Annotated in this window: 19 protein-coding genes and 3 pseudogenes; 7 read left to right on the forward strand and 15 right to left on the reverse strand. The window is 41.6% G+C overall.

Going from position 1 to position 26,850, the window contains the following annotated elements:
• Positions 1-65 precede the first annotated feature (65 nt).
• The 6 genes from V7K31_RS06435 to V7K31_RS06460 all read right to left on the reverse strand — a co-directional run bounded on the left by V7K31_RS06435 (position 66) and on the right by V7K31_RS06460 (position 8,978).
• The gene (locus V7K31_RS06435) at positions 66-3,923 is read right to left on the reverse strand and encodes a GAF domain-containing protein (RefSeq protein WP_335093260.1); all 3,858 of its coding nucleotides are present in this window, start codon (positions 3,921-3,923) and stop codon (positions 66-68) included.
• Between the two features lie 126 nt (positions 3,924-4,049).
• Positions 4,050-4,523 carry a chemotaxis protein CheW gene (locus tag V7K31_RS06440; RefSeq protein ID WP_335093262.1) on the reverse strand — a complete coding sequence of 158 codons (474 nt, stop codon included), beginning with the start codon at positions 4,521-4,523 and terminating at the stop codon, positions 4,050-4,052.
• A gap of 108 nt (positions 4,524-4,631) precedes the next feature.
• Positions 4,632-4,997 carry a response regulator transcription factor gene (locus tag V7K31_RS06445; protein WP_334828926.1) on the reverse strand — a complete coding sequence of 122 codons (366 nt, stop codon included), beginning with the start codon at positions 4,995-4,997 and terminating at the stop codon, positions 4,632-4,634.
• 503 nt (positions 4,998-5,500) lie between these two features.
• On the reverse strand, positions 5,501-6,715 hold the full coding sequence (locus tag V7K31_RS06450) for a response regulator (RefSeq protein ID WP_335093263.1): 1,215 nt from the start codon (positions 6,713-6,715) through the stop codon (positions 5,501-5,503).
• A gap of 717 nt (positions 6,716-7,432) precedes the next feature.
• A complete protein-coding gene (gene murQ, locus V7K31_RS06455; RefSeq protein ID WP_334946005.1) occupies positions 7,433-8,359 on the reverse strand; it encodes an N-acetylmuramic acid 6-phosphate etherase in 927 nt (308 codons plus the stop codon).
• A gap of 190 nt (positions 8,360-8,549) precedes the next feature.
• The gene (locus V7K31_RS06460) at positions 8,550-8,978 is read right to left on the reverse strand and encodes a DUF3110 domain-containing protein (protein WP_335093266.1); all 429 of its coding nucleotides are present in this window, start codon (positions 8,976-8,978) and stop codon (positions 8,550-8,552) included.
• 265 nt (positions 8,979-9,243) lie between these two features.
• Between V7K31_RS06460 and V7K31_RS06465 the strand changes: the two genes are divergently transcribed.
• Positions 9,244-14,934: a translocation/assembly module TamB domain-containing protein gene (locus tag V7K31_RS06465; RefSeq protein ID WP_335093268.1), complete on the forward strand. Its 5,691-nt coding sequence runs from the start codon at positions 9,244-9,246 to the stop codon at positions 14,932-14,934.
• Positions 14,935-14,968: 34 nt separating this feature from the next.
• On the opposite strand, the gene V7K31_RS06470 is transcribed toward V7K31_RS06465, so the two are convergent.
• The 3 genes from V7K31_RS06470 to V7K31_RS06480 form a co-directional block, all read right to left on the reverse strand.
• A complete protein-coding gene (locus V7K31_RS06470; protein ID WP_442941223.1) occupies positions 14,969-15,367 on the reverse strand; it encodes a DUF2887 domain-containing protein in 399 nt (132 codons plus the stop codon).
• Positions 15,368-15,542: 175 nt separating this feature from the next.
• A complete protein-coding gene (locus V7K31_RS06475; RefSeq protein ID WP_335093270.1) occupies positions 15,543-15,932 on the reverse strand; it encodes an Rpn family recombination-promoting nuclease/putative transposase in 390 nt (129 codons plus the stop codon).
• Positions 15,933-16,009: 77 nt separating this feature from the next.
• Positions 16,010-16,939, reverse strand: coding sequence for a carbohydrate ABC transporter permease (locus V7K31_RS06480; RefSeq protein ID WP_335093272.1), 930 nt, complete (start codon positions 16,937-16,939; stop codon positions 16,010-16,012).
• 309 nt (positions 16,940-17,248) lie between these two features.
• Here V7K31_RS06480 and V7K31_RS06485 point away from each other — a divergent pair, with 309 nt between their 5' ends.
• The 4 genes and pseudogenes from V7K31_RS06485 to V7K31_RS31805 all read left to right on the forward strand — a co-directional run bounded on the left by V7K31_RS06485 (position 17,249) and on the right by V7K31_RS31805 (position 21,528).
• Positions 17,249-17,911 carry a GIY-YIG nuclease family protein gene (locus V7K31_RS06485; protein ID WP_335093273.1) on the forward strand — a complete coding sequence of 221 codons (663 nt, stop codon included), beginning with the start codon at positions 17,249-17,251 and terminating at the stop codon, positions 17,909-17,911.
• 478 nt (positions 17,912-18,389) lie between these two features.
• Positions 18,390-19,151 (forward strand): annotated as a pseudogene (locus V7K31_RS06490) (tubulin-like doman-containing protein).
• 542 nt (positions 19,152-19,693) lie between these two features.
• Entirely contained in the window at positions 19,694-21,274 is a 1,581-nt protein-coding gene (locus tag V7K31_RS06495; protein ID WP_335093274.1) for a group II intron reverse transcriptase/maturase, read from the forward strand.
• A gap of 53 nt (positions 21,275-21,327) precedes the next feature.
• Positions 21,328-21,528, forward strand: a complete 201-nt coding sequence (locus tag V7K31_RS31805; protein ID WP_442941224.1) for a tubulin-like doman-containing protein — start codon at positions 21,328-21,330, stop codon at positions 21,526-21,528.
• Positions 21,529-21,699: 171 nt separating this feature from the next.
• Here the strand turns inward: V7K31_RS31805 and V7K31_RS06500 are convergent, their stop codons facing one another.
• Positions 21,700-22,554, reverse strand: a complete 855-nt coding sequence (locus V7K31_RS06500; RefSeq protein WP_335093275.1) for a phosphate/phosphite/phosphonate ABC transporter substrate-binding protein — start codon at positions 22,552-22,554, stop codon at positions 21,700-21,702.
• A 319-nt stretch (positions 22,555-22,873) separates the two neighbouring features.
• Between V7K31_RS06500 and V7K31_RS06505 the strand changes: the two genes are divergently transcribed.
• Positions 22,874-23,134, forward strand: a complete 261-nt coding sequence (locus V7K31_RS06505) for a hypothetical protein (RefSeq protein ID WP_335093277.1) — start codon at positions 22,874-22,876, stop codon at positions 23,132-23,134.
• Between the two features lie 93 nt (positions 23,135-23,227).
• Here the strand turns inward: V7K31_RS06505 and V7K31_RS06510 are convergent, their stop codons facing one another.
• The 5 genes and pseudogenes from V7K31_RS06510 to V7K31_RS06530 form a co-directional block, all read right to left on the reverse strand.
• Entirely contained in the window at positions 23,228-23,551 is a 324-nt protein-coding gene (locus V7K31_RS06510; protein ID WP_335093278.1) for a DUF4278 domain-containing protein, read from the reverse strand.
• Positions 23,552-24,263: 712 nt separating this feature from the next.
• The gene (locus tag V7K31_RS06515; protein ID WP_335093460.1) at positions 24,264-24,494 is read right to left on the reverse strand and encodes a CRISPR-associated protein Cas4; all 231 of its coding nucleotides are present in this window, start codon (positions 24,492-24,494) and stop codon (positions 24,264-24,266) included.
• A gap of 105 nt (positions 24,495-24,599) precedes the next feature.
• Positions 24,600-24,692, reverse strand: a pseudogene (locus tag V7K31_RS06520) (CRISPR-associated protein Cas4); the annotation flags it as partial.
• 31 nt (positions 24,693-24,723) lie between these two features.
• Positions 24,724-25,284: pseudogene (cas6, locus tag V7K31_RS06525) on the reverse strand (CRISPR-associated endoribonuclease Cas6); the annotation flags it as partial.
• A gap of 117 nt (positions 25,285-25,401) precedes the next feature.
• Positions 25,402-25,620 (reverse strand): hypothetical protein, encoded by a 219-nt coding sequence (locus V7K31_RS06530; protein WP_335093280.1) that lies wholly within the window; start codon positions 25,618-25,620, stop codon positions 25,402-25,404.
• A 444-nt stretch (positions 25,621-26,064) separates the two neighbouring features.
• Between V7K31_RS06530 and V7K31_RS06535 the strand changes: the two genes are divergently transcribed.
• On the forward strand, positions 26,065-26,838 hold the full coding sequence (locus tag V7K31_RS06535; RefSeq protein WP_335093282.1) for an SDR family oxidoreductase: 774 nt from the start codon (positions 26,065-26,067) through the stop codon (positions 26,836-26,838).
• Positions 26,839-26,850 lie beyond the last annotated feature (12 nt).

The following is a 26,850-nucleotide window of genomic DNA, read 5'->3' on the forward strand; positions in this document are numbered from 1 at the left end:
TGCCCCTAGATTTCCTACTTGATGCGTAAGTCCTAATACATCATCAAAAATTCAAAATCTAAAATTTAGTTGACTTTAAACTTCCCAGCAGTTGTTAATAAGTCTTGTGCCATTCCTGATAAATCTTGGAACACAGTAGCAATTTCTTGAGATTCAGCAAAAGTTTTATTAGCAATTCCTGCTACATCTTGCATTGATTTAGTTACTGTTACAGATTGCGCCATTTGTTTTTGAGTTGCTGCGGTAATTCGCTCGATTAGCTGACTAATTTCGGCAGTTGCAGAAACGATCGCATTTAAGTTTTGGCGAGTGTCATTGACAAGATTTGTGCCTTCTACCACCTGTTGAATACCAGTTTCCATCGCTACTGCAACTTCTCCGGTTTCTGCTTGAATCTCCTGGACTAATTTTTCTATTTCGATGCTGGCTGCTGCTGACTGGCGAGATAAAGAACGGACTTCATCAGCTACAACTGCAAAGCCTTTGCCATATTCACCGGCACGGGTGGCTTCAATGGCTGCATTCAAAGCCAATACGTTTGTCTGTGTGGCAAAATTACCAATCAAATTCACCACTTTCGAGATTTTTTGTGAAGATTCACTGAGGCGTTTAATCTTCTTGCTGGTTTGAGCAACGGTTTCACGAATTCCTTGGATTGCTTTGACAGTCAGGTTCATCGCAGTATCGCCAGACTCTACAGTTTCATTGGCTTGTTTTACTGCAAGTTGCACCAACTCAGCATTTGCCACCACAGCTTGAGTAGAGTCCACCATCTGTTGAATTTCGCCTAAAGCTGCGGTAATTTCCTCAGATTGTTGTTGCGCCAGATTGGTCAATCCCGCCAGTGAAGCGTCGCTATTGCTAGAAGTTTGGGCAACTTGTTGAGCAGCCCCCTGTACCTGAATAACGATTTGTCGCAATGCTTGCAGAGTACTATTGTAAGCATCAGCGATCGTGCCTAGCTCGTCTTCTGTAATCGGTGCGCGTACTGTTAAGTCGCCGGTGAGAGCGGGTCTAAGGGCTATTAGGAGTTGAATAGACCGTTGTTGTAGTAATTCCTTGGCTGCCTTTTCCCGTGCTGCTGCTTCTGCTAATTTTCCTGACTGCGCTTGTACTTGTTGCAAATATTCCGTCTGTTGTAATGTCAGTCCTAACTGACTGCCAATGCGTGCTAACAAACTGACTTGGGATTCGTCCCAATCACGAGTTCCCGAATTTTGATAAGCTGCCAGCAAACCCCATAATTGTTCCCCAGCAAATACAGGAACAACTACATAAGCTTTGACTTCAAACTGTTCTAATATCTCAATATGGCAGGGTAAATGACCCATCTTATAGATATCATTTACAACAAAGTTTTCACCTTGGGCATATCGGCCTCCCTGAGTTTCTTGTAAGTGGGTATCTTCCCAGACTGTTTTGACATCGGGTCCTACCAGTTTTACCCAATTCTGACCTACTGACTCAGACACAAATTCGCCACTCCAGTCAGGATTGAAGCGATAGACGGAGACGCGATCGCATCGCAATAATTGTCGCACTTCTTGAGTGGTTATCTTGAAAATATCTTCTACATCCAAAGATTGCCGGATGCGGTTGCTGATCTTTGTGACAGCTTTCTCTTGTTCGGCTAACTGAGCTAGTCTGTCAGATTTTACCTGAACTAATTCCAAATAGTCTATCTGTGATTTAGCTAGGCTAAATTGCAAGCTAGTCTGAACCAAAAAGTTAAGTTCCCAGCTTTGCCATTCACGGGAGCTGGAATTTTGATACGCTGCCAGCAAGCCCCACAATTTATCCCCGAAGAATATAGGAACAATTATGTAAGCTTTGGCTTCAAACTGCTCTAAAATCTCAATGTGGCAGGGAGCAAGCCCTGCTTTATAGATGTCATGAACGATAAAACTTTCACCTTTTACATACCTACCTCCCTGAGTTTCTTGCAAGTAGGTATCGTCTAAAAAGGTTTTAAGATCAGGGCCTACCAGTTTTGTCCAAGCATTACCCACAGACTCAGACACAAATTCGCCACCCCAGTCAGGGTTAAAGCGATAGACGGCGACGCGATCGCATCGCAGTGATTGACGCACTTCATGGGTGGTTGTTTTGAAGACACTATCTACATCTACAGATTGGCGGATGCGGTTGACTATCTTAGTAAAAGCTTTTTCTTGATCTGCTACCTGAGCTAGTTGTGCAGATCTAACTCGCACTTGTTCAAGATATTCTGCCTGTGATACAGCTACACCAAATTGAGAGCCAATTTGAATCAAAAAGCTAACTTCCCAAGGTTGCCAATCACGAGATATAAAGTTTTGATAAATTGCTAATAATCCCCACAATTTTCCCCCAGCAAATACAGGTACAATCACATAAGCTCTAATTTCCAACTGCTCTAACATGTCAACATGGCAGGGAGAGTGACCTACCTCATGGATGTCATTGGCGATAAAGCTTTCACCTTGGACATATCGACCCCCTTTATTTTCTTGTATGTAGGTATCTGCCCAGACGGTTTTAATATCAGGTCCTACCAGTTTTATCGAATTACTAACCACTGACTCAGCGACAAATTCACCACTCCAGTCGGGATTGAAGCGAAAAACTACGACGCGATCGCATTTTAGTAATTGCCGTACTTCTTGAGTGGTTATTTTGAAGACATTATCTACATCTAAGCTTTGTCGGATACGATCGACTATCTTGGTTAAAGCTTTCTCTTGTTCAAGTATCTGAGCTAGTTGATCGGATTTCCTCTGCACTTCCTCGACATATTCTCTTTGTGATATAGCCACACCAAATTGCAAGCCAATCTGAGTTAAAAAGCTTTCTTCCCAAGATTGCCAATCACGCGGACCAGAATTTTGATAAGCTGCCAGCAAGCCCCATAATTTCTCTCCACTGAATATCGGCGCAATGATGTAAGCCTTCATTTCAAACTGCTCTAAAATATCAATGTGACATTGAGCATGACCCATTTGATAAATGTCCTTGACCACAAAGGTTTCACCCTTGGCATAACGTCCCCCTTGAGTGTCTTGTAAGTAACTATCTTCCCAGACCATTTTAAAATCTGGTCCAACCATTTTTACCCAATTATTACCCACTGTCTCCGCGATAAACTCACCACTCCAGTCAGGTTTGAAGCGATAAACAGCCACGCGATCGCATTTTAGTAATTGACGTACTTCTTGAGTGGTTGTTTGGAAAATTTTATCGATACTTGATACGTGGAGAATCTTATCGATGACTTTAGCTACTGATTTCTTTGCCTGTGCTTCATTTTGTAGTTCTTTGTAAAATTCAAAGCTCTGCAATCTGTATGTGAGTTCTGTGGTAATTTGAGATAGTAGACTAATTTCTACCTCTTGCCACTGCCGCGTTGATTGGCAATTATTTACTGCCAGTAACCCCCATACTTTACCTTCCACTACAATCGGTAAACTCAAACTAGCTTTAATTTGAAATTTATCTAGCAGCTGCTTTTGATAAGGGGTAAGTTGAATCTGATTGATATCGTTAATAACTACAGGTTCTACATAGTCTTTATTGCTATATAAACCAAAAAGAATTCCGGGAATATTTTCGCCTAAAGTCGGTGTCCAACCTAGTGTTCGGGATTCTGCTAAAACATTACCTGATTCTAGGGAAGTAAACTGATAAATCAAGGCGCGATCGCAGCCAATCTTTTCTCTAATTTGCGCTACAGTGATTTTGAATAGTGTATCAAGGTCTGGAGCTTGACCCATATGAGTTGTGATGTCTTGCAACTGTCGCCGCCAACTTTTAAATTCCTCAGCGATCGCATTTAATAAAGATATTTCATGACTGGCAATATTCGCTATATCTGGATCGCCATTAATATTTTCTACTTCCGAGATTATATTATCATTTTCTTGGCTATTCTTATACAAAAACGTCATTTGATTAACCTCAAAATTTGTGATTGGTAATAATTTGATATTTGGCAGCTAACAATGATCTGCTCTTTGGTGATTAAGGATTAGTAATTGCCAAAATACTATAGCTAATCACCCATTACTAAATGTTCAATTATGAATTGCCCACATGGGAGCTTCGATAATCGTTATGGCATCCAAATTAAAAATCATCTCCTCAGAATCATTAATAAAGTATCCCTGTAAGAAAGGTGAGCTTTTAGGATAAAATAATTCGGTCGTTGCGGGTTTCATTTCCTTAGTATCCAGCCATTCAATATCGATAAGCTGTCGCACCAATAACCCCAAATACTTACCCTTATTTTCCAGAACAATCCCCATCATTATTGAAAGTAAGTTTGATCCTTGTGAAATTGGAGGATAACCTAACATTGCCTCTAAATCTACCAACCAAAGCATCTCACCACGCCAGTTATAAATACCCAAGACGCTACTGGGCATCTCAGGAACGCCACATATTTCTGGTAATGATACTTGCAAAACTTCTGTGATGTGTTGTAACGAAATTACGGCTGTATCCATTAATCCCAAATTAAAACTTAAAAACTTTTCCTTGGTTTCCAAAGTTATTGATCCTTTGTTCTTGATAATTTATCTTTAGCCACTATTTGCAGTTATTATTTAATTGATAAATAGTGACTTTTCTTGACTGTTTGTTTATTTATTGCATTTTTACTTATTAATCAATTGGTTCAAAATTACCAATAATTCCTCTCGTTCAACCGGTTTTGATAGATAACCATCAGCGCCCAACATATTACCCCAAATTTTATCTACATCAGTATTTTTGGTAGAACAAAAAACTACAGGTATTTTGCTAGTGTTGGGATTGCTTTTCAGTTCTCGGCAAATTTCAAAGCCACTTTTGCCCGGTAAAATTACGTCGAGTAATATTAGGTCTGGCTTATTTTTATCTATTTTGTCTTGAGCCTCTTCACTACTTGTGGCGCTAATCACAGAATAACCTGCCTGTTGTAAGTAACGGCTGATTATTTCCATATCGGTTAAGCCATCTTCAACAACTAAAACAGTATTCATGGCAATTACTCGTTAAACCTTTCTCAGAATGTAAACAAATTAGACATCCAAATCCTAAATGATTCCTCAACAAAGACATACAAGGGACTAGCCCTAACCCCTTTGCCCTAACCACTATTCCACAACTCAAACAGGACTGCTATAAAAATACAAATTTTTGTATTTGTCTAATTTTGATTCAATCTTTACGTATCAACCTCAGCAAAAATACGTACTAAACATAACTTAATATAGGAATCGTAAATTGTTTTTGAAAAAATCTAAATAGTCTTGTAGAGTGTGTTAGAGAAGAGTACAGCACCATTCCAGGCTTTTAGCATCGTATTCTCATCTAACACACTTTACACTTAATATTTTGTTTATAAATAAGTAAGTGGGCGTGAATAATTAAAGGCTTATAGTAAGCCTTAAAGCTCTTACTATAAGCCTTTAATTTATTTCAAATTGTATAATATAACATAGTATTATTGATTATTGCCAACTTACTTAGCCTCTAATTCCGCCTAATTATAAACCTCTAAATTAGATTTATTCTTGTCGATGGATACACTCGCTGTAGGTAAATATTTACGTACTATAGCCATCACCTTATCAGTCACTACGGGTTTAGTGAGAAAATCTGTAGAACCGACTACCTTGGCACGAACTCTATCTAAAAAACCATCATTGCCAGTTAATATAATTATGGGTGTGTTGGCAAAGGTAGATATTCGTCGCAACTGAGTGCAAATTTCATAACCACTAGCAACTGGCATAATCAAATCCAAGAAAATCAGGTCTGGTTTCTCTTGAATGAGGGTTGGTAGAGCTTGTACAGCATCTTGAATCTTGACAAACCTGAATCCATTGGAAGTGATAATATCCTCTAGCATTTTACATACCTGAGGGCTATCATCGACGCAAGCTACTAGGGGAACAGTCCGCTTCTTTAGTTTTGTGGTAGTAGAGTTTGTGGTGGTAGAGTTATTGTTGACTTCAGTAACTACTAAGGGCAAGTCAGGTACTTCCATCAATTCAATGATTCCTTTAAGGATATAGGGAACCAACGAACGGGTGAGTGGGAGTACACTCTGCTTCATTTTTACGGCTAAATCTCGCAGAGTTAATTTGCCGTTGATTAAATTGACAAAGTTTTTGTAGACAGATGGACTTACCATCTCCTGGAGTTTTTCTGGCCGCCGCAGAAATGGTGCCAAGTCAGGAGAAAAATTTGCTAAACCAGCTTCTGACCAAATTTTCCACGAGTCTTGCATATGCTTTACAGACATTTCTGCATTCGTGAAGCTCATTGGTGCTTCTAAGATAACTTCTTGGCTGCGATTGCAACTTATAGAAGCAAAATTTCCTTGCATAGCTACGTCAAATAACAGTTCTGCTATCGTGCTATCGACAATAGAGTTAATCTGTTCGCGCTGGATTTTCTGCTTTTTATACAAGACTTCTAAAAGGTGATAATCCCAGTAATCGATTGATAGGTCTTGCGAACGCACCTGCAACTTATCAATATCAATCTGGGGACAATTTTGAGCTATATGTCTACGCCAGCGTCGAAAGGGATGAGTTCCCCCCGTTGCCCAAACTATGCGTCCCAGCCGATAGTAAAAAGTCCATTGGCTGCCCTTTGAACTTTTAATATTTAATTTGCCATTATATTGCAGCTGAATACAAGTTTGAAATTCATTTACTAGATTATTTGAAATAACTTCCCGGTCGGGCATAGTTTGTTCCTTTTATTAAAAAGCCAACTATTGAAAAACCTACACCAACTATATAATACTCAGTAGATATTTTAATAAGTATAAATACTTTGGGTATATAGCAGTTTAAATCAAAATTATTGAAAGCAAGGTAGACGAGAAGACAGCAAAACTATTGTTAGTAAATAATTTATCTAGCATAGAAATTTTGCTGTCCGACTTTAGTTTTCTGTTAATATTCATGACTCAAGTAGGTTGCCATAGTCCACATCATGATGTATGTACTATTTTAATAATTTTCATACTGAATTATATCCGTATAAGTTCGGAATTTTTGTTCAAAAAATAATTAGTAGTCTCCATATATTTGTGCTTTAGTTATTGAGATTGCCAAGAAATCGTCAAAATATTGATTTAAATTTATATTTCTTAATATATGTTAGTTTTAGTGAACTTTTCTAGGGGATATTTAAGCAAATCGGTAAGAAAATTTCAATGTATGTAAACAAATATAAATTAACGTAGTTAGAAATATTCCCACTTACCTACTTATCGTGAAAAAAAGGCGTGCTACTAAGATAAGTAGCAGCCATATATAAACATTTAAACCTCATCCATTTTGAAACCTGGGGTAGTGTAGGCATTTTGCCCGCTACTACCAGCAGGGAGCAAGATGTTCCCACTACTTTTAAAAACTATGGTTCTCAAAGTAAATGTGGTTTATTTAGGAAAATTTCTTTAAGGTTGGTTGTGGTTTTGATAGCTGATAACAGCTGCTCTGAGATTACTTTGGTGTTCTGAAAGAAGCCGATCGCCCTCGTCTTTTTCTAAACCAGTCCAGTGCATCAACAGCGCTAGCTTAACCCACTTGCCACTACGTTCTAGTAAAAAACCAGCAGCTTCCCGACTTAAACCTGTGAGGTCTTGTAAAATTCCCAAGGCGCGATCGCGTAACTTTTGATTTGTTACTGCCACATCTACCATGCGATTGCCATAAACTTTGCCTAGCTTGACCATTACCCCAGTAGAAAGGACATTTAAAGCTAACTTAGTGGCTGTACCAGCTTTCAGGCGAGTTGATCCGGCGATTATTTCTGGCCCTGTCAATAGGCGAATGTCAATATCACCATCAAAGCTAACTTGTTCCGCCGGAACACAGGCGATAAAAATAGTAGTGGCACCCCGTTGACGAGCAGCATGAAGCGCACCGTGGACATAAGGTGTTGTCCCACCAGCAGTAATGCCAACTACTACATCTAGTTGGGTAATGTGTCGCCCAGCGATCGCTGCCTCACCATCTTCGATGCTGTCTTCTAAATCTTCCGAACTGCGTACCAGCGCCCCCGCACCACCAGCAATAATCCCCTGTACCAACTCTGGAGGCGTACAAAAAGTAGGTGGACACTCAGCAGCATCTAACACCCCTAGCCTGCCACTTGTACCCGCACCGATATAAAATAGGCGTCCTCCGTGGCGCAAACGCTCTGCGGTACGCTCAATTGCTTGTGCTAACTGAATTTTCGCCGCCGCAACCGCTGCAACTGCCTTTTGGTCTTCGCTATTAAACAGCTCTACCAATTCCAGAGAACTGAGCTGGTCTAAGTTAAGACTGTTAGGATTTACCATCTCAGTTAAAAGATGTCCGCGTTCCTGCAAATTTGTCATTTGTCCTCTGTCATTTGTCCTTAGGAATAAGAATTAAATAATATACAATTTATGTCCCTGGCTTACCTCACCCTCAATCCCTCTCCGATATATAGGAGAGGGATCGTGAGACAGGATGAAGTTTTGCATTTTATGTCATTAGTCAAGCGATCAATGCCTAATCACCAATGACCAATGACTAATGACTTAATTACAACAATCCTTCCAATTTGCGACGCATCTTCTCTAGTTCAGAATCAGATAATTCTGGTTCTTCTAGTGGCTGTTGATTCAAAGGGAAGGTGTCTTCAACAGTATCCTCCTTCTGGGCATTTGCTTGCCAGTCGGTTTGTTCCACGTTAAGTTCTGGGGGAGTGACAACTAAATTGGTATTTTCTGGGATGATTTCCCATTCATATCCAGCACTTTCGCAAAATTCCTTGATTTCCTCAGCATCGATGGGTTCTGGTGTCGGTGAGGGGAAATCCTGAGCTTCCAACATCAGGGCAAAGCGCGTGGCGTCGTCTTCTGACTCGAACATCAGAATTTTATTGCGATCGCCCTCCCGAATCGTGTGAATCCCCTCATTTTCCGTTCGAGCATTAAAAATTAACACAAAAAGACGCATAGGTGTAATCATCTGTCTTTTTTAAGGTCTATTAACATTAAAGTTCTAGGTTGTGACTCAGGGAAAGTCACAGGAACAATTTTCACTCTATTCAGCTCAGATTTTCCTGAAAAGGCCAATATTATTAAGCATAAGTGTTAGATCAAGCAAATTCCGTAACTCAACCAATGAGGTCTTGGATTTAGTTGGCGTATCCTGGAAATGGCATAGTGAATTAATGTGCCAGTTAATGCTTATGTGTGCCAGCCATATCGGGCAATTAATATTGTGAAAGCAAATGACTAACTCTTCCAATCAAGATCATCACTCCCTTTCCCCTATCCGCAAACGTCTGTGGTTGCTGGTGTTGAGGCGGGGTAGCATTGCCTTGGGCGGACTTTTACTGTTAGCAATTGTCATCGGTATTTGGCGGTTGTGGACTTTTGTGCAAACAGAATTAACACCCTTGGCACAACAAAGTCTCACGACTACACTCAACCGGCCGGTAAAACTGGGAAGAGTCACACAATTTTCGTTGATGGGAGTGGAGTTTGGAGCTTCAACTATCCCAGCGACACCCACAGATCTAGATCGGGCGGCAATCGAATCTGTGGAGGTGAGTTTTGACCTATTACAACTAATCTTTAACCGCCACTTAAAGCTAGATGTCACCTTAGTCAACCCAGATATTTACATTGAACAGGATAACCAAGGGCGATGGGTTTCCACTAAGATAGCGCCGTCTGGTAAAGACAGCGCAATTAAAACCGATTTGGACAACCTGCGGTTTCGCAATGCCAAGCTGGCGTTGATGCCACAGAAAAGAGCAGGGGTAGCAACATCCTCTTCATCCCCGGTAACATTTTCTCAACTGAATGGATCTGCCCAACTTTTAGCAAATAACCAGTTCATCAGGTTTGAAGTGGGGGGTCAAGCAGATAGTGGTGGCAGTATTTCCATTCAGGGAGAGACACGTTCTAGGGTGCTAGCAGGAAACTTTCAGGTGCGATCGCCAGATTTTCTGGCTGCGGATATTACTCGCCTAATCAAGTTACCAGTGAACTTACAGGCCGGTCGAGCCAATGGCGACTTGCTGATTAAGTTAACACCAGGACAGCAGACTTTATTGTATGGCAACGCGGCTGTGCAAGGGGTAACAGTTCAAATACCCAAAGTCCCGCAACTGTTGAGCAATAGCCAAGGAAACCTGCACTTCCAGGGAACGGAGTTGCAGTTAAATAATGTTACTACCAACTACGGCAAAATTCCCGTAGTGGCTATGGGAATTATCGACACTAAAGCCGGCTTTAAGTTGGCGGGGCGTGTAAATGCGGTGAGTTTGGCTAATGCCCAAGAGACTCTTAAAGTAAAATTACCTCTGCCGATCGCTGGACAAGTACAAGCTTCTTTGCAGATTACCGGATCAATTAAAGAGCCAATTCTCTCAGGTACAGTTGCCACAATCCAAACTGCCCGGATTGACAAAGTTGATTTTAATAATATCACTAGTAAATTTGAGCTTGTTACTAGTTCTTCTTTAATTACCTTAAAAGATATTCAAGGTAAAGCGAAAGTTGGTGGTGAAATCACCGGCGCTGGTACAATTCAACTCGGTAAAAACCCGCGACTGGATTTAAATTTCGCTGCCCAGAATCTTCCAGGGGATGCGATCGCCAAAGTTTACGAAATAACACCCAATTTCCAAATCGGCAATGTCTCAGCTACAGCCCAACTAACTGGCGCTCCTACCAATGCCCAAACTGCGGTACAATTCCAAGCTCCTAACGGAACTTACCCCGGAACTGGCGAAGTTGCAATCGCTAGCGATCGCAACGTCTCTTTCCGTAATGTGGCTCTGAATGTCAGTGGTGGTACAGTCCGGGCAACTGGTAGTTATGCTAATCAGCGTTGGCAAGCTGTGGCTGTTGCCTCTGGGGTAAAATTAGAACCCTTTATAAACAAAAGTCAACTGCAAAATCTCTCTTTGGCGGGGGTAGAGTACAATGGTCGCCTCATCCTCTCAGGTAGCACAGCACCATTTAAAATTGCCACGATTCGCACTGATGGCGGAGGAGTTAAAATTGGTGGCGGCATAGTTGCAGTTTCTAATATCCAACTGCAAGACCAAAGCTTCTCTGCTCAACTTGTAGCTAATGCTGTGCGGTTGGGACAAATATTGAAACAGTCTCCCCCAGCTTTAAATAATCCATTGGCGGGTACATTCCAAATCGCAGGCAACAGAGATAATTTCAGCCTGAAAACCATGCGTGGCAGTGGTGAGGGTCGCCTTGCTATTGGCGGCGGGACTATTAAAGCCTCGAATATTCAAATTGCTGATGGTCTATATCAGGCGCAAGTTCAGGCTAAGAATGTGCCTGTGCAGCAGTTGGCAACAGTACCAAAGCAGTTCCAAGGAACGTTAAATGGTCAGTTCAACGTTGCGGGTGCTGTTGATCCTTTTAAACCGCAAAATATTCAAGCCAATGGTCAGGCACTAATTAATGTTGCCGGTGGGACGATCGCAGCCTCTAATATCCAAGTAGCTAATCGTGTATATCAGGCACAAGTTCAAGCAAATAATCTACCGTTGCAGCAGTTGGTAGCAGTACCACCACAGTTACGGGGAACCTTAACTGGTCAAGCAAACGTGGCGGGTTCTGTTGACTCTTTTAAACCGCAAACTATTCAAGCCAATGGTCAGGGACGGTTAAATGTTGCAGGTGGAACGATCGCAGCCTCTAATATCCAATTGGACAATGGCCGCTATCAAGCTGTAGTTAATGCTTCAGGTGTGGAATTAAATCGGTTAAATCAGCAATTGCGGGGTGAATTTGGCGGTCAGTTGCAATTAGTTGGCACGCTAGGATCATCCAAATTAGCTGATGTGCGTGCTGCTGGACAGGTGCAATTATCGCAAGGTATCCCTGGTCTTGAGCAACCCCTGACAGCTGCGATCGCTTGGAGTGGTGAAAGGCTGACCATTGAGCGAGCAACTGCTCCCGGTTTAAATGTTACTGGTAATATATTAGCCAATGCAAGAAAGGCGGGTATACCGGAAATTACTGCCCTAAATCTCAACGTCCAAGCCCAGAATTACAACCTAAAACAGTTACCGATCAATCTTCCTAATCAGGTTGCTGTGGCGGGGAGAGTAGATTTTAATGGTCAAATCACTGGTAAGCTGCCCTTACCAAATGTGACAGGGCAAATCAACTTACGAGACTTGGTTGTTCAAAATATTGCTTTTGAGTCATTGTTAACTGGAAACATTGATTCAGCACAGGGACGCGGTTTAAATTTGAACTTGGCGGGAAAAAGCGATCGCCTGAACTTCAATTTAGATGCCAATAATCGTCCGAAATCCTTCTTAGTACAATGGCAGCAAGCATTAGCCACAGGTAATGTTGAAGGGAATGATTGGACACTCAAAGTTGCAAATTTCCCCTTACAAATATTGAATTTGACTCCGCCACCAATTACTCGTTTGGGTACTGGTAAGATCGCTGGGTTGTTAACTGGAGATTTGCTGTTTAATCAGCAGACATTGGCAGCAATGGGGAATTTAGCGATCGCCAATCCGCAAATTGGCCGAGTTAAAGGCGATCGAATAGCTGCTCAATTCCGCTACGCTAACGGTAAAGCTATACTCACTAGTAGCGAATTTGTCAAAGACAACAGTAGGTATGCCCTAGTTGGTACTTTAGCTCAAACCCCTAAAGGACCTCAACTAGAAGGTAAACTGAACGTCAATCAGGGTAAAATCCAAGATGTTCTAGCTGTAGCACAGGTATTTGATTTACAAAATTTGCCCGGTGGTTCACCAGAAATCTACGGCACAGCAGAGGATCTAAGCACGACCCCCCAAGGAGCGCCAAATCAGCCCTTGTTCAACCAAATCCAACGATTTTCGGAAATTGAAGCTTTGGTAGCAGAACAGGAAGAAAAGCGACTTAATTCCACTCCCATACCGGATTTGGCAGACTTAAAGGGGACTTTCAACGGAGAAGTGGCTGTAAATACAGCTACAGCCAATGGATTGTCAGTGGAATTTAATTTGAATGGACAAAACTTTACCTGGGGTAAAAAGGAGGAACGGAATCGTTTTTATACTGCCGACAACGTGATTGCCGAAGGCAACTTTGAGAACGGTGTTTTAAGTTTGCGACCTTTACGAATCGAGTCTAAAAACAGGCTGATTGCCTTCACGGGTAACGTTGGCGGTGATCAGCAATCCGGTCAGTTGCGGGTGAATAATTTTCCGGTACAAATACTGAATAATTTTGTCAAACTGCCAGTTGGAATCACAGGTAATCTTAACGCTACAGCAGCTTTAGCAGGCAGCATTGCTAATCCCCAAGCTAGAGGAGAATTGCAAATCACAGAAGGAATACTAAATCAGAACAAAATAGAGTCAGCGAGGGCAAGTTTCAGCTATGCCAACGGACGCTTAGATTTTGGTAGTACTGTAGCAGTTGCTGGGCCAAAACCTGTTGATATTACTGGCAGCATCCCTTATAAATTACCTTTTGCTTCCGTGGCACCAGACAGCGAGCAAATAACTCTGGATATGAAGTTGGAAAACGAGGGATTAGCACTGTTAAACGCATTCACTAATCAAGTGGTATTTGAGAAAGGTGAAGGAGAAGTAGACCTCAAGGTGCGCGGAACACTCAAAAAACCCGAAGTAAATGGAATTGCTACTATTAATAATGCTACTTTTTCAGCCCAGGCTTTGCCAGGTAAGCTCAGACGTGTCACAGGTAGAGTGCTGTTTAATTTTGACAGCATCTTAGTAGAAAATCTTCAGGGTAGATTTAGCCGTGGGAACGTAGAAGCTGCTGGAGAAATTCCCATTTTCAACAATGAGAACGTGGTTATCAACAATCCCCTGACGGTTAATCTCAATCAGCTAACATTGAATCTCAAGGGACTTTACCAGGGAGGCGCTAGCGGTAATTTACAGATTACTGGTTCTGCCCTTAACCCGATAATTGGCGGTAAAGTAAGTTTATTTGATGGTCAAGTATTGCTGGCGGAATCTACCGACGCGACTTCATCTGCAAATAGTAGTATTGGCGTATCACCTACAAATACCAATAAGCAGAGTAAACCTGAAATTAGGAATGGGACGGGAAATGCATTATCTCAAGCCTTGCCGTCAGGCATCGCTAAATTTAATAATCTAGATTTGGAACTAGGCAAAAACGTCCAAATTACCCGTCCACCTATTCTTAGTTTCCGCGCAACTGGTAATCTCATCGTTAACGGTTCAATCAATCAGCCAATACCCGATGGTACTATCCGCTTAGAGAAAGGTGGAGTCAATTTATTTACTACCCAATTTAACCTTGCTTCTGGCTATAAACACACCGCAACTTTTAGTCCCTCTCAACCCCGTGACCCCAACTTAGATATTCAGCTATTTGCCAAAGTACTGGACGTAACTCAAAATAATGATTTAAGTCGGGTAAATTCCACAGGTTTATCAGCCTTAGAGAGTGTTCGAGTCGAAGCCACTATCAAAGGTCTAGCCAGCAAACTAAATGAAAATCTAGAACTAACGAGCAGTCCGTCACGTAGTCAAACCGAAATTGTTGCTCTTTTAGGAGGTGGCTTTGTAGACACCCAAGGACGTGGTGACAGTACATTGGGTCTGATTAACATTGCCGGTTCGGCTGTGTTCAACAATTTTCAGTCAGCTTTTAACCAAATTGCGAGTAGCTTAGGCTTAAGTGAACTGCGGATATTTCCTACCGTTATTTCTGATAATCCCGAAGCGGGAAGGAGCAGTTCAACTTTGGAATTAGCAGCAGAGGCTGGGGTTGATATTTCTTCCAAAATCTCCTTTTCCAGTATCAAAATTTTGACAACAAATGACCCTTTCCAATGGGGTGTTAATTACCGGATAAACGACGAATTTCGTGTGCGTGCTTCCACTAATTTATCTGACGATAGTCGTGCAGTAGTAGAGTATCAAACGCGGTTTTAAATTATCGTCTGAAACTATTTTGAATTTTGAATTGTTAATTACTTCCTATTCCCTCTTCTCCTTGCTTCTCAATAGTTTGTCGTACCTGTTCAACATCCAATTCTAATGCTTCGGCGATTTGCTCTATACTTAAACCAAACTTAAGCAGACGGGGTATAGTATCGAGCTTTGTTTCTTCTCGAATCTCCTCTTTTATTTCCTGCTTTGTTTCTTCCTTTACTTCCTGGTAAAATTTAGTTTGTCTCCAATCGGTTAATCCAAACATCGCTTCCAACTCCTGCTGACTTTTATTTACAAATTTATAGATAAGCATTGTCTCTACTAATTCTAAGAGATTGCTACGGTTAGCTTCATCCGTTTGTTGTACTTGACTTATCAAGTTTTTCGCTTGCTGTACGGCTTTGTCTTCTGTTGCAACTACTAACTTAATCACGCCTAGCCCAATCGAAGACGATGGTACATTATCTAACTCGTCTAAATAAATTAAGTAAATCGGTGAGAATAAATCAAACTATGTTAACTAATATAAAGCTAGATAAATTTAGCTCGTAGTAAGGGCTAAAGCCCTTTTATTAGGACTAAAGTCCTTACTACAAACATTAAATTGTTTACACCGTTCTACTTATCCAAATTTGCTGTTGAGCTAATGATGTTTGATAAATAAATGGCACGCCTGGGTCGAGACTGCGTTGAGCAAAAAGTAATACTGCTTGCCAGCGACGTTGAGGTTTATATTGATTTATATACAGGAAAGCTTCTGTTATTATTCGCCAGTAAATATCATTATCGCGCTGAAACTGTACCTCAACAAAATAGATTGTGTCTTCTGGGAAGTCAGGTTTGGGTAAGAATAAACCGTCGATGCGACGTGCTAGTTCTTTGATTTCTACTGAGGTAAATTGGTAGTGCAACGCCAGGGCTGGGGATTGTTCCAAAAGTTCAAATAAGACACCTGGAAGAGTTTGGAATAAGGTGTAAAAAATCGTGTCTGTTTTCATGCACTCTCGATATTTGAATATTTGTAGATGTTCGGGGATGATTTTTCTAAATTTAATCTACTTAAATCAAGTCAATATTAGATTGTAATATTATCGTCCCCTTGCTGATTAATAATTAATCGCAAAATTGATAACCCCAAAATTATCAAAAATAACACTAACCCAATTGTGCAAGCATAGCTAATTTCCAAATTATTGAAGGCTTGCTCATATAGATAATAAACAATCGTTTTCGAGCTACTGAGTGGTCCCCCTTGGGTCATAATATATACTTCTTCAAACACTTTGGTTGCAGAAATAGCCGAAATTACTGCCACTAATGCTAAATATGGCTTCATCAAAGGTATGGTAATATCCCAATGTTTGCTGATACCATCAGAGCCATCGATCGCAGCAGCTTCGTAGACATCAGCAGGAATTGATTGCAACCCTGCCAAATAAATCACCATGTAGTAGCCTAATCCCTTCCAGACGGTGACAGCCATCACGCTGGCAAGAGAAATTGGTACAATACCAAAAATTTTGGCTGGGCTAGTTAGCCAAGGAATACCTTCTGGAAAAAAACCTAAAGCTTTCAGGAACTGATTCAGTAATCCGTTTTCTGCATACAGCCATTTCCAAGCTATTCCCGCAACCACCATTGAAATTACCACTGGGGTGTAGTAGGCTGCTCTAAACCAATTCATCCCGCGCAGTTTCTGATTTACCAAAATTGCCAGCACTAAGGGAGCAATTACTAAAATTGGTACTACACCCACAAGATATAAAAAAGTGTTTTCCAAGGTTTTCCAAAAAACTGCATCTTTCCAAAGCTTGAAGAAGTTGGCAAAACCTATCCATTGTGGCGGCTGGGCAATATCTTCATAGCGAGTAAAGCTAAGGTAAAACGCTTGCAGTGCAGGCCAAAACACAGTTAAGCCCAAAAGAACCAAAGCGGGTAGCAAAAACAAATAAGGAGTTAGTCTTTGTTTGATGAATATCCACTTTTTAGGCGTTAATTGATTCATAGGAAGTCTAATAGTTGTTTTGGCTTTGTCAGAATCTTTAAGAGCAAGAATTTGGAGATGTGAGTAAATTTAAGCTTCAATATTTTAAGGGCATATATTTGCTTCCCCGTAAGGGTATAGCGGTTATCGGTTGAGTGAGGTACAAGGAACCCCACCCCCAACCCCCTCCCCGCTCTTCGAGAGGGGGCTATGATGTACCTCATCTGATTAGGAAACGCTATACCCCTACGGGGAAGCAAGCTACGCGTAGCGTCTGGTAGAGAAGCTCGTCGTAGACATCGCTAATTAATAACTCGGAGATCAACTGCAATGGAAACTCAGCACAACTCGCCAATTGAACATCAAAATGTCCCCATAAACCACCGTGGACTACATGACTTTTTGTACAGTTCCGACGACGAACACGCCGCCATTGAGGTGAGTATAACTCCTGAACTGGCAAATAATGGTACTGAAATCATTAACCTTCAGGTTTGGAGTGCGGCTGCTCAGAACGCGAAAATTGCAGGTGTTTACGCCGTATTGGACGCAGAACGCCGCACGCAGCACATTGGCTATTCTCGGAATGTGTTGATTTCCCTAAATGGCCATGTAACCCAAAATGGTCAGCAAAAGTGTGCTTTTGTCCGCGTGCAAGCATTCAAGTTCCCGAAGCGTCAAGAAATGGAAGATTTGCGAGATGTGTGGATAGCAGAACTCGAAAATACGCCACCTGGTAATGCAACTGATGGCGCAATGTGGGCTAGCACAGTAGGCGAAGCTACGAAGGCGGTAATGTCAGAGGTCCAACGCCAAGCCTATGAGGAGAAAAAGCTAAAACTGCGGAAAGCAATGGCTGACACAACCCTCTCTAAAGAGTCAGAAACAATAGATGCGAGTGAAGCCGAACGTCAGCGTCAACTTGAAGCTGCGGTGAAAAACGATGACTGGAGTGTAATTATCGACGCACAGACACAGGAAACTAAGTCTTAGGTGTCAATTAAATTAGTTGTTTGTATTGAGAAATTAGTGTTTAGTTTAAATCAAACTTAGAGGATGTTTTAAAAGGGTCTTTTGCTCTCATAGTTAGCACAGCAAAGCATCTCAGTAAATGGCGAAACCCTGATTTAGCGTTGCACTTAAATCAGTGCATAACTGCCAAATTATACCTTTTGGCACTTTTAAAACATCCTCTTAGATGGTAGCACTATAGTAAAGTTAATCGTCAAACCTAATTTCTCTTCAATTCCTATAAAAATTGGCATCCCATAGGCAAAATACTGAATCTAGGGACTTCAAAATAAAAAAATACCAAGAACCAGAAAAATTACCTGAACCGCGCTCCGCTCCTGAATTCTGCTGTAAATTATTACTTTTTCAGCAATACCCTATTTAGGATCGCTGTTTGCCAATTTTTCGTTGCTTGAATTCAAGTTCAACATCACTAGACATCTCCAGACATTAACAACATATTGACACCGAACAGAATGCAAAGGTTTCTGAACCACAGGTTGTGTTAAAGCAAGACATTTCACTTCGCCCATCTGAACAGGTGTGGGCCAAGGTGGAAGACGCTAAAGCTATTCTAAATAAGCTTTCTGCCTACGAATATTTAGCTGAATGGTTTCCCAGTCAACTCAAAGGCACTGATTCAATCTTAGCTGGAGCCGGACAAATCCGATCGCTAGGAAAGTTTGCCTTCACTTTGAACTACCAAAATATTAAAACTAGCTTCAACAATGTTAGATCCAGGATTGTTGGTCATGAAAAGTTTATGCTGGATCGCTGGGGAGTCAAGCTGGATAAAGGTGTCAACATTTTCATCGTCTGCTCTCTTTCAGGGGGGACTGGCTCTGGTATGGTGCTTGACATTGCCTATAACTTGCGAGATTGGGTTCCTCCTTCTGATTTGCCCTAATCCTCAGCTTATTTAGTGCTTCCAGGAGCCTTTGCAGGGCTTGGTGATCGGGTAGTAGATAATGCCTATAGTGCCCTAATGGAGCTAAACCACTATTCGCGCAACGATACTCATTTTCAAACTCAGTATAGCCCGAATCCGAGCGATCGCATCAGTTCCCAAAGTAGTCAAGACCTACCTTTTAACTTCTGTTATCTAGTTGGTAACAGCAACGATAAAGTAACTTTTCCTAGCCTCAACTCTGTTTTGGAAATGGTTTCCCAAAACATTTTTTTGGACTTCAGTTCTGGGTTCAGTGTGCGATTCGTTGCTTAGTGAATCACGGTAATCAGCCCGTACATAACTAAGCCAGCCTGACAGCAGATTACTGTCACTAAAAGGCTGAACTCTCGGTTTGATGCAGGTGTAAGCCCTGCCATTCAGACTCAGAATTGACTCCTTATCTGCCCCCACCGAGTAAGCTCGATTCTTACAGAGTGAAGCGGGGAACAGGGCGCAATCAGACGACCGTTACGGGTTGACACTGGCGCTAATAGGGAGTTCCTACGATGAAACAGAGCCTAAAAAAATGACCTACCTGTAAGCAGGGCGTAACACAAAACCCCTGACTTCACTGGAGAATTAATTCCCGCCGCATTTACTGAACATAACGGCAAGAGTCTAGGGAATCCAGTGGTTAAAGTGGCTACATCTAAAGGGACTATCAATCTCTCCGAGGGAACGAATAAAAACTAACTGTGGGTCTTAAGGCAGTCGAACCTTAGGTAGCCCAGACGAGCGGAGTAATCCCCACAATTAGGGTAGGACAGACCGTAACTGGTCTGAGGTGTTCAGAAAAATACAAACCAGAGAAGAGAATGATTAGGCACAGTGTCAAAACTAGTGAATCTTGGAAAGGGCTACCGTGGAAGAAATTCCGCAAGACTCTCTTTCGCCTTCAAAAGCGCGTATTTAAAGCGGTTATTGTTGGAGACAAGCGGAAAGCTAGGTTACTCCAAAAGCTTATTCTCAAATCTACCTCGGCTCAATTTCTTGCAATAAGACAAGTATCTAAGCTTTATGCTGGTAAAAAGACGGCTGGTATTGATGGTAAGAAATCCCTCACATTTGAAGAACGCTTCAACCTTGAAGAACTACTGAAAATGAACAGTGGAAATTGGAAACATCAAGGCTTAAGGGAAATTCCAATTCCTAAGAAGGATGGAACTACTAGGATGTTGAAAATACCAACCATCGCGGACAGAGCATGGCAATGCGTTGCAAAATATGCACTTGAACCAGCGCACGAAGCCACTTTCCACGCCAGAAGCTATGGATTTAGAACTGGGCGCTCTGCCCACGATGCACAACAGTACATCTTTACGAACCTTAGCTCCGGTACCAACGGAATAAAGAAACGAGTTATTGAACTCGACATTGAAAAATGCTTCGACCGGATTAGCCACTCAGCAATAATGGACGAACTCAGTGCCCCCAAAGGCTTAAAACTCGGTATCTTCCGATGCCTCAAAGCTGGAGTCAACCCAGAATTCCCTGAACAAGGAACGCCTCAAGGGGGAGTGGTCAGTCCACTACTAGCGAATATCGCACTCAACGGGATTGAGAGTATCCATAGATACCACGGCGGTCACAAACGAGGTAAGAAAATCGCAGACAACACCCCAAAAGGGAGCATTGTCGAGCCATCAATCCGTTATGCGGATGACATGGTTATCATACTCCGTCCCGAAGATGACGCGATAGAGATACTTGAAAGAATCAGCGAGTTCCTCCGTAAACGCGGAATGAATGTAAGCCAAAAGAAGACCAAAGTTACCGCCGCGACAGATGGGTTTGATTTCCTCGGCTGGCACTTTAAAGTACAGAAAAACGGAAAATTTAGAAGCACTCCCTCAGTGGACAACTTCAAAGCGTTCCTAAGACAAGTAAAACACATCGTCAACAACTCGAATTATGGTGCTACCACAAAGGCTGAGAAATTAGCCCCGGTAGTTAGAGGTTGGAGAAACTACCATAAGTTCTGCAAGATGGACGGGTCAAGAAACTCGTTATACCACATCGAAACAAGAGCTTACGCTGTATTCAACAAGGAAACCAAGCAAAACCGCTACTCTAGCAAGAAATTACTAGACAAGGCATTCCCAGCAGTTCCCTACTCCGAAAATAAACACGTCATGGTCGCAGGAATAAAATCCCCCTATGACGGAAATACAGCCTACTGGAGCGAACGTAACAGCAAGCTCTACGACGGTGAAACCTCTAAGGCTCTCAAGAAGCAAAACCATAAATGTGCTTCCTGCGGTCTGAAATTCATTGATGAAGAAAAGGTACATTTGCACCACATCGACGGAAATCACGCCAACTGGAAAAAGAATAATCTAAAAGCAATTCATGAGAGTTGTCACGATTATATCCACATGAGCAAAAGCTCAAGCTGAGAACATCGGAAGCTGGGTGCGGTGAAAGTCGCACGCCCAGATTTAACTGAGAGGTGCGGGGAATAATATCCGCCATCGACTCAACCCAATACAAAAAACTTGTCCGTGACAATATTCGCAAACATTGGGCTAGTCCTGATTCCAAAGGTTATCCTCAGAATTTTATTAGTTTCGGGCTTTCGAGCATTCAATTTCCTGTAGAGCGGGTTCTCAATGCTTGCGCCTTACGATTAGGAGGTCAGTTAATTACTTAGTGGTCTAACCCTACTCCCACCCCAGCGGCGATGCGTGATGTGATTAAAACAGAAATTCTGCCTAATCTACGATTAGCGGAATCTGAAAATGACCATCAGTTACTCAACAGCATTAGCCTTGGCGATAATATGAAACCCTACAAGAGGTTCGTCGAACTCACGTTAATTTACTCAAAATAAACGAACAGGCTTTTTTTGCAGCTTGGAACTAATCGAGCTTACCCGATCAACCAGAGAAATCATGTATTTGTAGTCTGGTACTTGTCCATTGGGTACATACCCCACTTCTTCAGCTAAACTTGAAGGCGAATCTCTGATCACTTTGCGGATAAACTCTTGACGGTTACGTTCTATATTAGGCCCAATTAAGACCACACCTAATGGTACATAGTGAGGGTCTTTAAATAGTATGCGGAATTCGGTTGGGTCTAATTGTGAACCGTAGAGACTCAATTCAGCCTCCGAGACAGCACAGGCGATCGCTTTTCCTTGTGCGACAAATTCTAGCGCGGCTTTGGGTGTGGGTGCAAATAGTATCTGTGCCAGTGTTGTACCATAAAGATTGTAAAGAGGAAAATAATATCCTGTTGCGGAACCTAACTGGCCTAAAGCCACTATTTGACCTTCTAGCTGTTTTAAGTCGGATATTGGATTGTCTTTGCGAACAACGAAAATTGAACGCAAATTACTAATACCTATTAAAGGAAATAGGGGAACATATTGGTAGTGTGCGATCGCGATCGCCGCTAAACCCGGTGGAGCAAATACCAATGACCAAGCACGAGCCTCAAGGCGCTCAACCGCTCTATTTTCATTAAAAGCAGGCTCTAGCTGAATATATGCATTTGTCTTTTCACCCAAGTAACTATTGAATTTAGCATATTGGTTAATTATCTGTTCGCCTCCACCATAGTTGATAACACCAATAGTTAACGTGCCCTCAAACTTTTTTGTTGGTTGGCAGGCAGCAAATGTCAAACCTAGCAGATTAAACAGAAATAAACGACGGGGAAATCGCAAAAACATCACTAATTTATGGTTAAGGAAATAACTTGGCTTTCAGGACTAATCTTAAAAATAGGTGCTAAATTTAACTTCCTTTTACAGCATAATTCAAGTATTTGAACCACATCTGTCGTAAGGGCACAAAGGGCACAGCATTGCTGTGCCCCTACCGCGTGGTCTATTTACCTAAAAATAGCTGTAATATTAGTTTTCATAGTCAAGATTGTGGTAAGTCGCATTGCCTTATCCAGTTTACTTCAAGGGAGAGCGCAAAATGAAATGGCTTCCATAATTACGAATTACCAATTACGGTGTACTTCAAGGGAGAGCGCGAAATGAAATGGCTTCTCAAGCGCAGATTCTCATCCCAATGGTGAATGCACTTAAAGACTATACACAAAATCGTATAAATCCCGTATTAAAGCCTAGACTAGAAACTAACCTAACGTTCATGCCTGAAGTAGTAACAACTTTTTCCTCTAAAGAAGTTTTTGAGAATTTTCGTAAAAAGCCTGAATATAAAGACATCGCCCAAAAAGTTAGCGTTGGTGATATGAGCGTTGATTTTGAAGAAAGCTCTCATGATGAAATATTGACATAGGAAGTAGGTAGGTAATGCTAAAATTTTAAGGTTTTATGAGGATTGTACTAGAAGTTCATGACTACCTCAATTTCAGATCGGCTTGCTGCTATATTATTGTTGAAGTTTTAATAATTCCTCAGAAATCGGCAGTGCCCCAACTTTTGAAGTGCTTGCTAGTTGAGAGACTACGGTAACTTCTTCCTGTGCAGTTTTATTTACAAAGTAGGTGATTCCCCGAAAGCTCAATTTATCGGCTAGTGGTGCTAGAGGAACTTCCGCCGGTTTGGAATTCGGATCAACACTATAAGTAACGCCACAGTATATTAGATTATAAGCTAGCCCAAGTTGAGGAACTGGCTCAAAGGGCTGTTCCGTTTTATTGCTAACCTTGCTTCGGTCGTATTCGTAGTTTAGACCACGATAGTAAAGTTTCATAATTTTCGCTTTCTGAATAACTGTTGTTCAACAATGCCAATGAGTTATCAGAGCTTTATTGGAGAGTTATGCAAGAGCTGAAAAAACTTACATTTTTTAACTATAGTAAAGCAACGCTCGCATGGTTTATCCTGGCTCTGTGGTTAAGAGGATGAATGAACAAGTATTATTGCTAACATCAAAAGCTCAGAAACCTACCCCCCCTAGGGCGTGTTTTCAAACTCGTTATATCCTGAAAAATAGGCGATCGCAGACAGGGTGAGTTGATGAATCGAGGAGACTTAAGTAACGAACAGTGGGAGAGGTTAAAACTGCTACTGCCACCACAAAAACCCAAAACGGGTAAACCAAATCATGAGCAGACGCTCGTTCCTCGCTAACGCTACGCTATCGACAGGTTGTGAATAAGTCAACGCAACGAGTCCATTTTTCACATAACTGCCCTCCCATAGCGTTCGCAGTGTAGATATCCTAAAGCATAGTTTTGTCTCCCCTCCCGAAGAGCTCTTAGCAGGGTGGATTAATTGTGTACAGAGAAAATTTGGAATCCCCGTAACCTCGTCAGTCTGCTAACAGGGTAACTCGATTCATGAACGGAAGAATAAGGGTTTCAATTTTTCTAGGATGACAATTAATCCACCCTGCCTCCCGAAGATCTCTTAGGGGTTGGGCGTGGGGTTCTTTTATTATGGGTAATTTGGCGGACATGATATTAGCTAACTTCTTGATAGTGTGCTACTTTTTTTACAGCTTGCGGCAGACAATGCGAATATAAACTGCATCCATCACAACGGTTGCTTTTGATGGCTTTTGGCATTGCACCCGTTAATAGTAATGTTTGAACAGCTTCAATAGTTGCGATCGCACTCTGACGTAATTGTTCTGAAATCTCTACTAGTTGGCGTTGATGAGAGTGTGCATAAGACATCTGGTGAAAATCAATTAAGACCCCACTTCCATTCCTCTCCCCGAAGCGGAGAGGGGCTTAATTTCCGTGATATCTGTATGTAAATTTAAGATAACTAAATCTTTTCTGGAGATGTCTAATAAATTCTCCTGCAGAAAACATTCGCCAGCAGCGATGTGAATAGTAGGCATATTGATTCAACGCAGCGATAGAAATATAATCAGTTTCATTCATAACCTAATTTGTGTAAAAGAATAAATTATACTCAGCGCACCATTCCCATTCCCATCGTTGTTTTCCGCCCCAAACCTGCATACAATGCATAATCCGCTAAAGCATTAATTTGCTTAATTGCGATCGCTTCAACATCACCCAAAATCCGATAGCTAATTCCTCCAACGCAACCTATAAACTTACTTTCATAGTTGCTCACAACCTCAGTATTTATATCAAAACCGCTTGAATAAATTGATTCAAGGGGAATACTAGAAATTTCTATCCCACTGTATTTATTCCAACGACTCAAAAGGCTATTGAACACACATTCTTTGATAGGAAGGACATTATCATATCCACCTTGACGAAATGATACAGGTGTAGTAAAGGTGAAATTGAGAGTGCGATCGCTATCTGATGCTTGCTCGTACAATTGTGCGTAGGTGGAAGCATTTGCCCAAGGTTGAGTTGATTGTGGTGTGCCTTGAATACTAGTAATGCACAAGTTAGCAGAACCTAAATGCCAAGGATATTCTGGATTTAAATTTAGCCACAATGGGGTTAATTTTTGAAATAAAGTGTCATCAAGCAGGGAAATAGGCCTTACGCAACTGGCACAAGCAATGGCGCGGTGTAGCCGCGCCGCGCGCTAAACAACTAGGCGATAAACATGGGAACATCCGGGCGTTTTAGTTGCTGAACTAAATAATTTGAGAGCAATCCATGCTTAATTTCGACCTACCCAATTGCCAGTCTTGTCTGCAAATAATTCACACAACTCTATCAATGTTGCATCTGGATGTAGTTCAACTAATTCTCTTAACTCTATGTCAGCATTTGTCAGATGACTAAATTGTGGTTTTCCTCGCGGCTTTGGTTGTAAATTTCCATCAATTTTTTGTTGTTTTACAAGTTTTTGCACTAAACTCTTTGAAACTGAAAACATATTAGCTACTTTCCTGATTGAGATGTTCTTCTGAATATGTGCTGCAACTATTTTTTCTCGAAGTTCGACAGAATATGACTTCATTTAAAAGTATTTATATTTTCATCTAGTGTACCTCATAACAGACGGAAGTGCTGTAAGCTGAAACCTTTGTATGATGGCGGTTTTACTTTTTGATATTTATCGATAATTTATGAGGTAGAAAAAGTATTTGCCAAAAACCCAGGGGTTTTGCCTCATAAAGAAAACCGAGTTCTTAATTTTGGATAAAGTCGAGTTTAGATGTGTCACAGCAGTAGTGTGCGTTAGACTCCGTTAACGCACCTATTTTTATACGTTAAAAAGTAATAATTCAGGTCGGTGGTAGTTGACAGAAGTAACATGATGGGAGAGTATCAGTTGTTAGCTCAACCTAATACTATAAAATTTTAATGAGAGGAAATTATGGCAGGTAAATTTGATGGCAAAGTGTCACTTGTAACAGGTGGGACTTCAGGCATTGGTCAGGCTACTGCGATCGCCTTTGCTAACGAAGGTGCAAAGGTAGTCTTCACAGGTCGCCGAGAGGAAGAAGGACAAAAGGTCGTTGACGTTATTAAACAAACAGGGGGAGAAGCAACTTTTTTGAGAGCCGATGTCTCGCAGGAAGAGGATATTAAGGGAACTATTCAAAAGACAATTGAGACTTATGGAAGACTCGATTACGCTTTTAACAATGCAGGAATTGATTCATCGATAACTCCACTGCACGAGCAACCGCTTGATAAATTTGATCAACTGATGGCAATCAACGTTCGCGGCGTGTTTCTCTCAATGAAGTACGAAATCATTCAAATGCTTCAACAGGGAAGTGGCGTAATCGTCAATACCTCATCCATCGCCGGACTGATAGCTTTTCCGGGTCTTGCTCCGTACCATGCTAGTAAACATGCTGTCATGGGCTTAACCAAATCTGCGGCGCTGGATTATGCTAAACAGGGCATTCGGATTAATGCCGTCAATCCTGGCTTCATTACTACTGCTATGATTGAGCGTTTAGCAGCTAACTCAGGAGAAGATGCCGATGCTGCCACACAACAACTAGCAAATTCTGTTCCAATGGGACGCATGGGCAGTTCAGAAGAAATTGCGTCTACAGTATTGTTCCTGTGTTCTGACGCAGCTGCTTACATAACGGGACAGTCTTTGGTTGTGGATGGCGGTTTATTAGCGACCTGAGTCAATTACGCC

Origin of the sequence: Nostoc sp. (assembly GCF_036917675.1) — a bacterium.
Taxonomy (GTDB): Bacteria; Cyanobacteriota; Cyanobacteriia; order Cyanobacteriales; family Nostocaceae; genus Nostoc.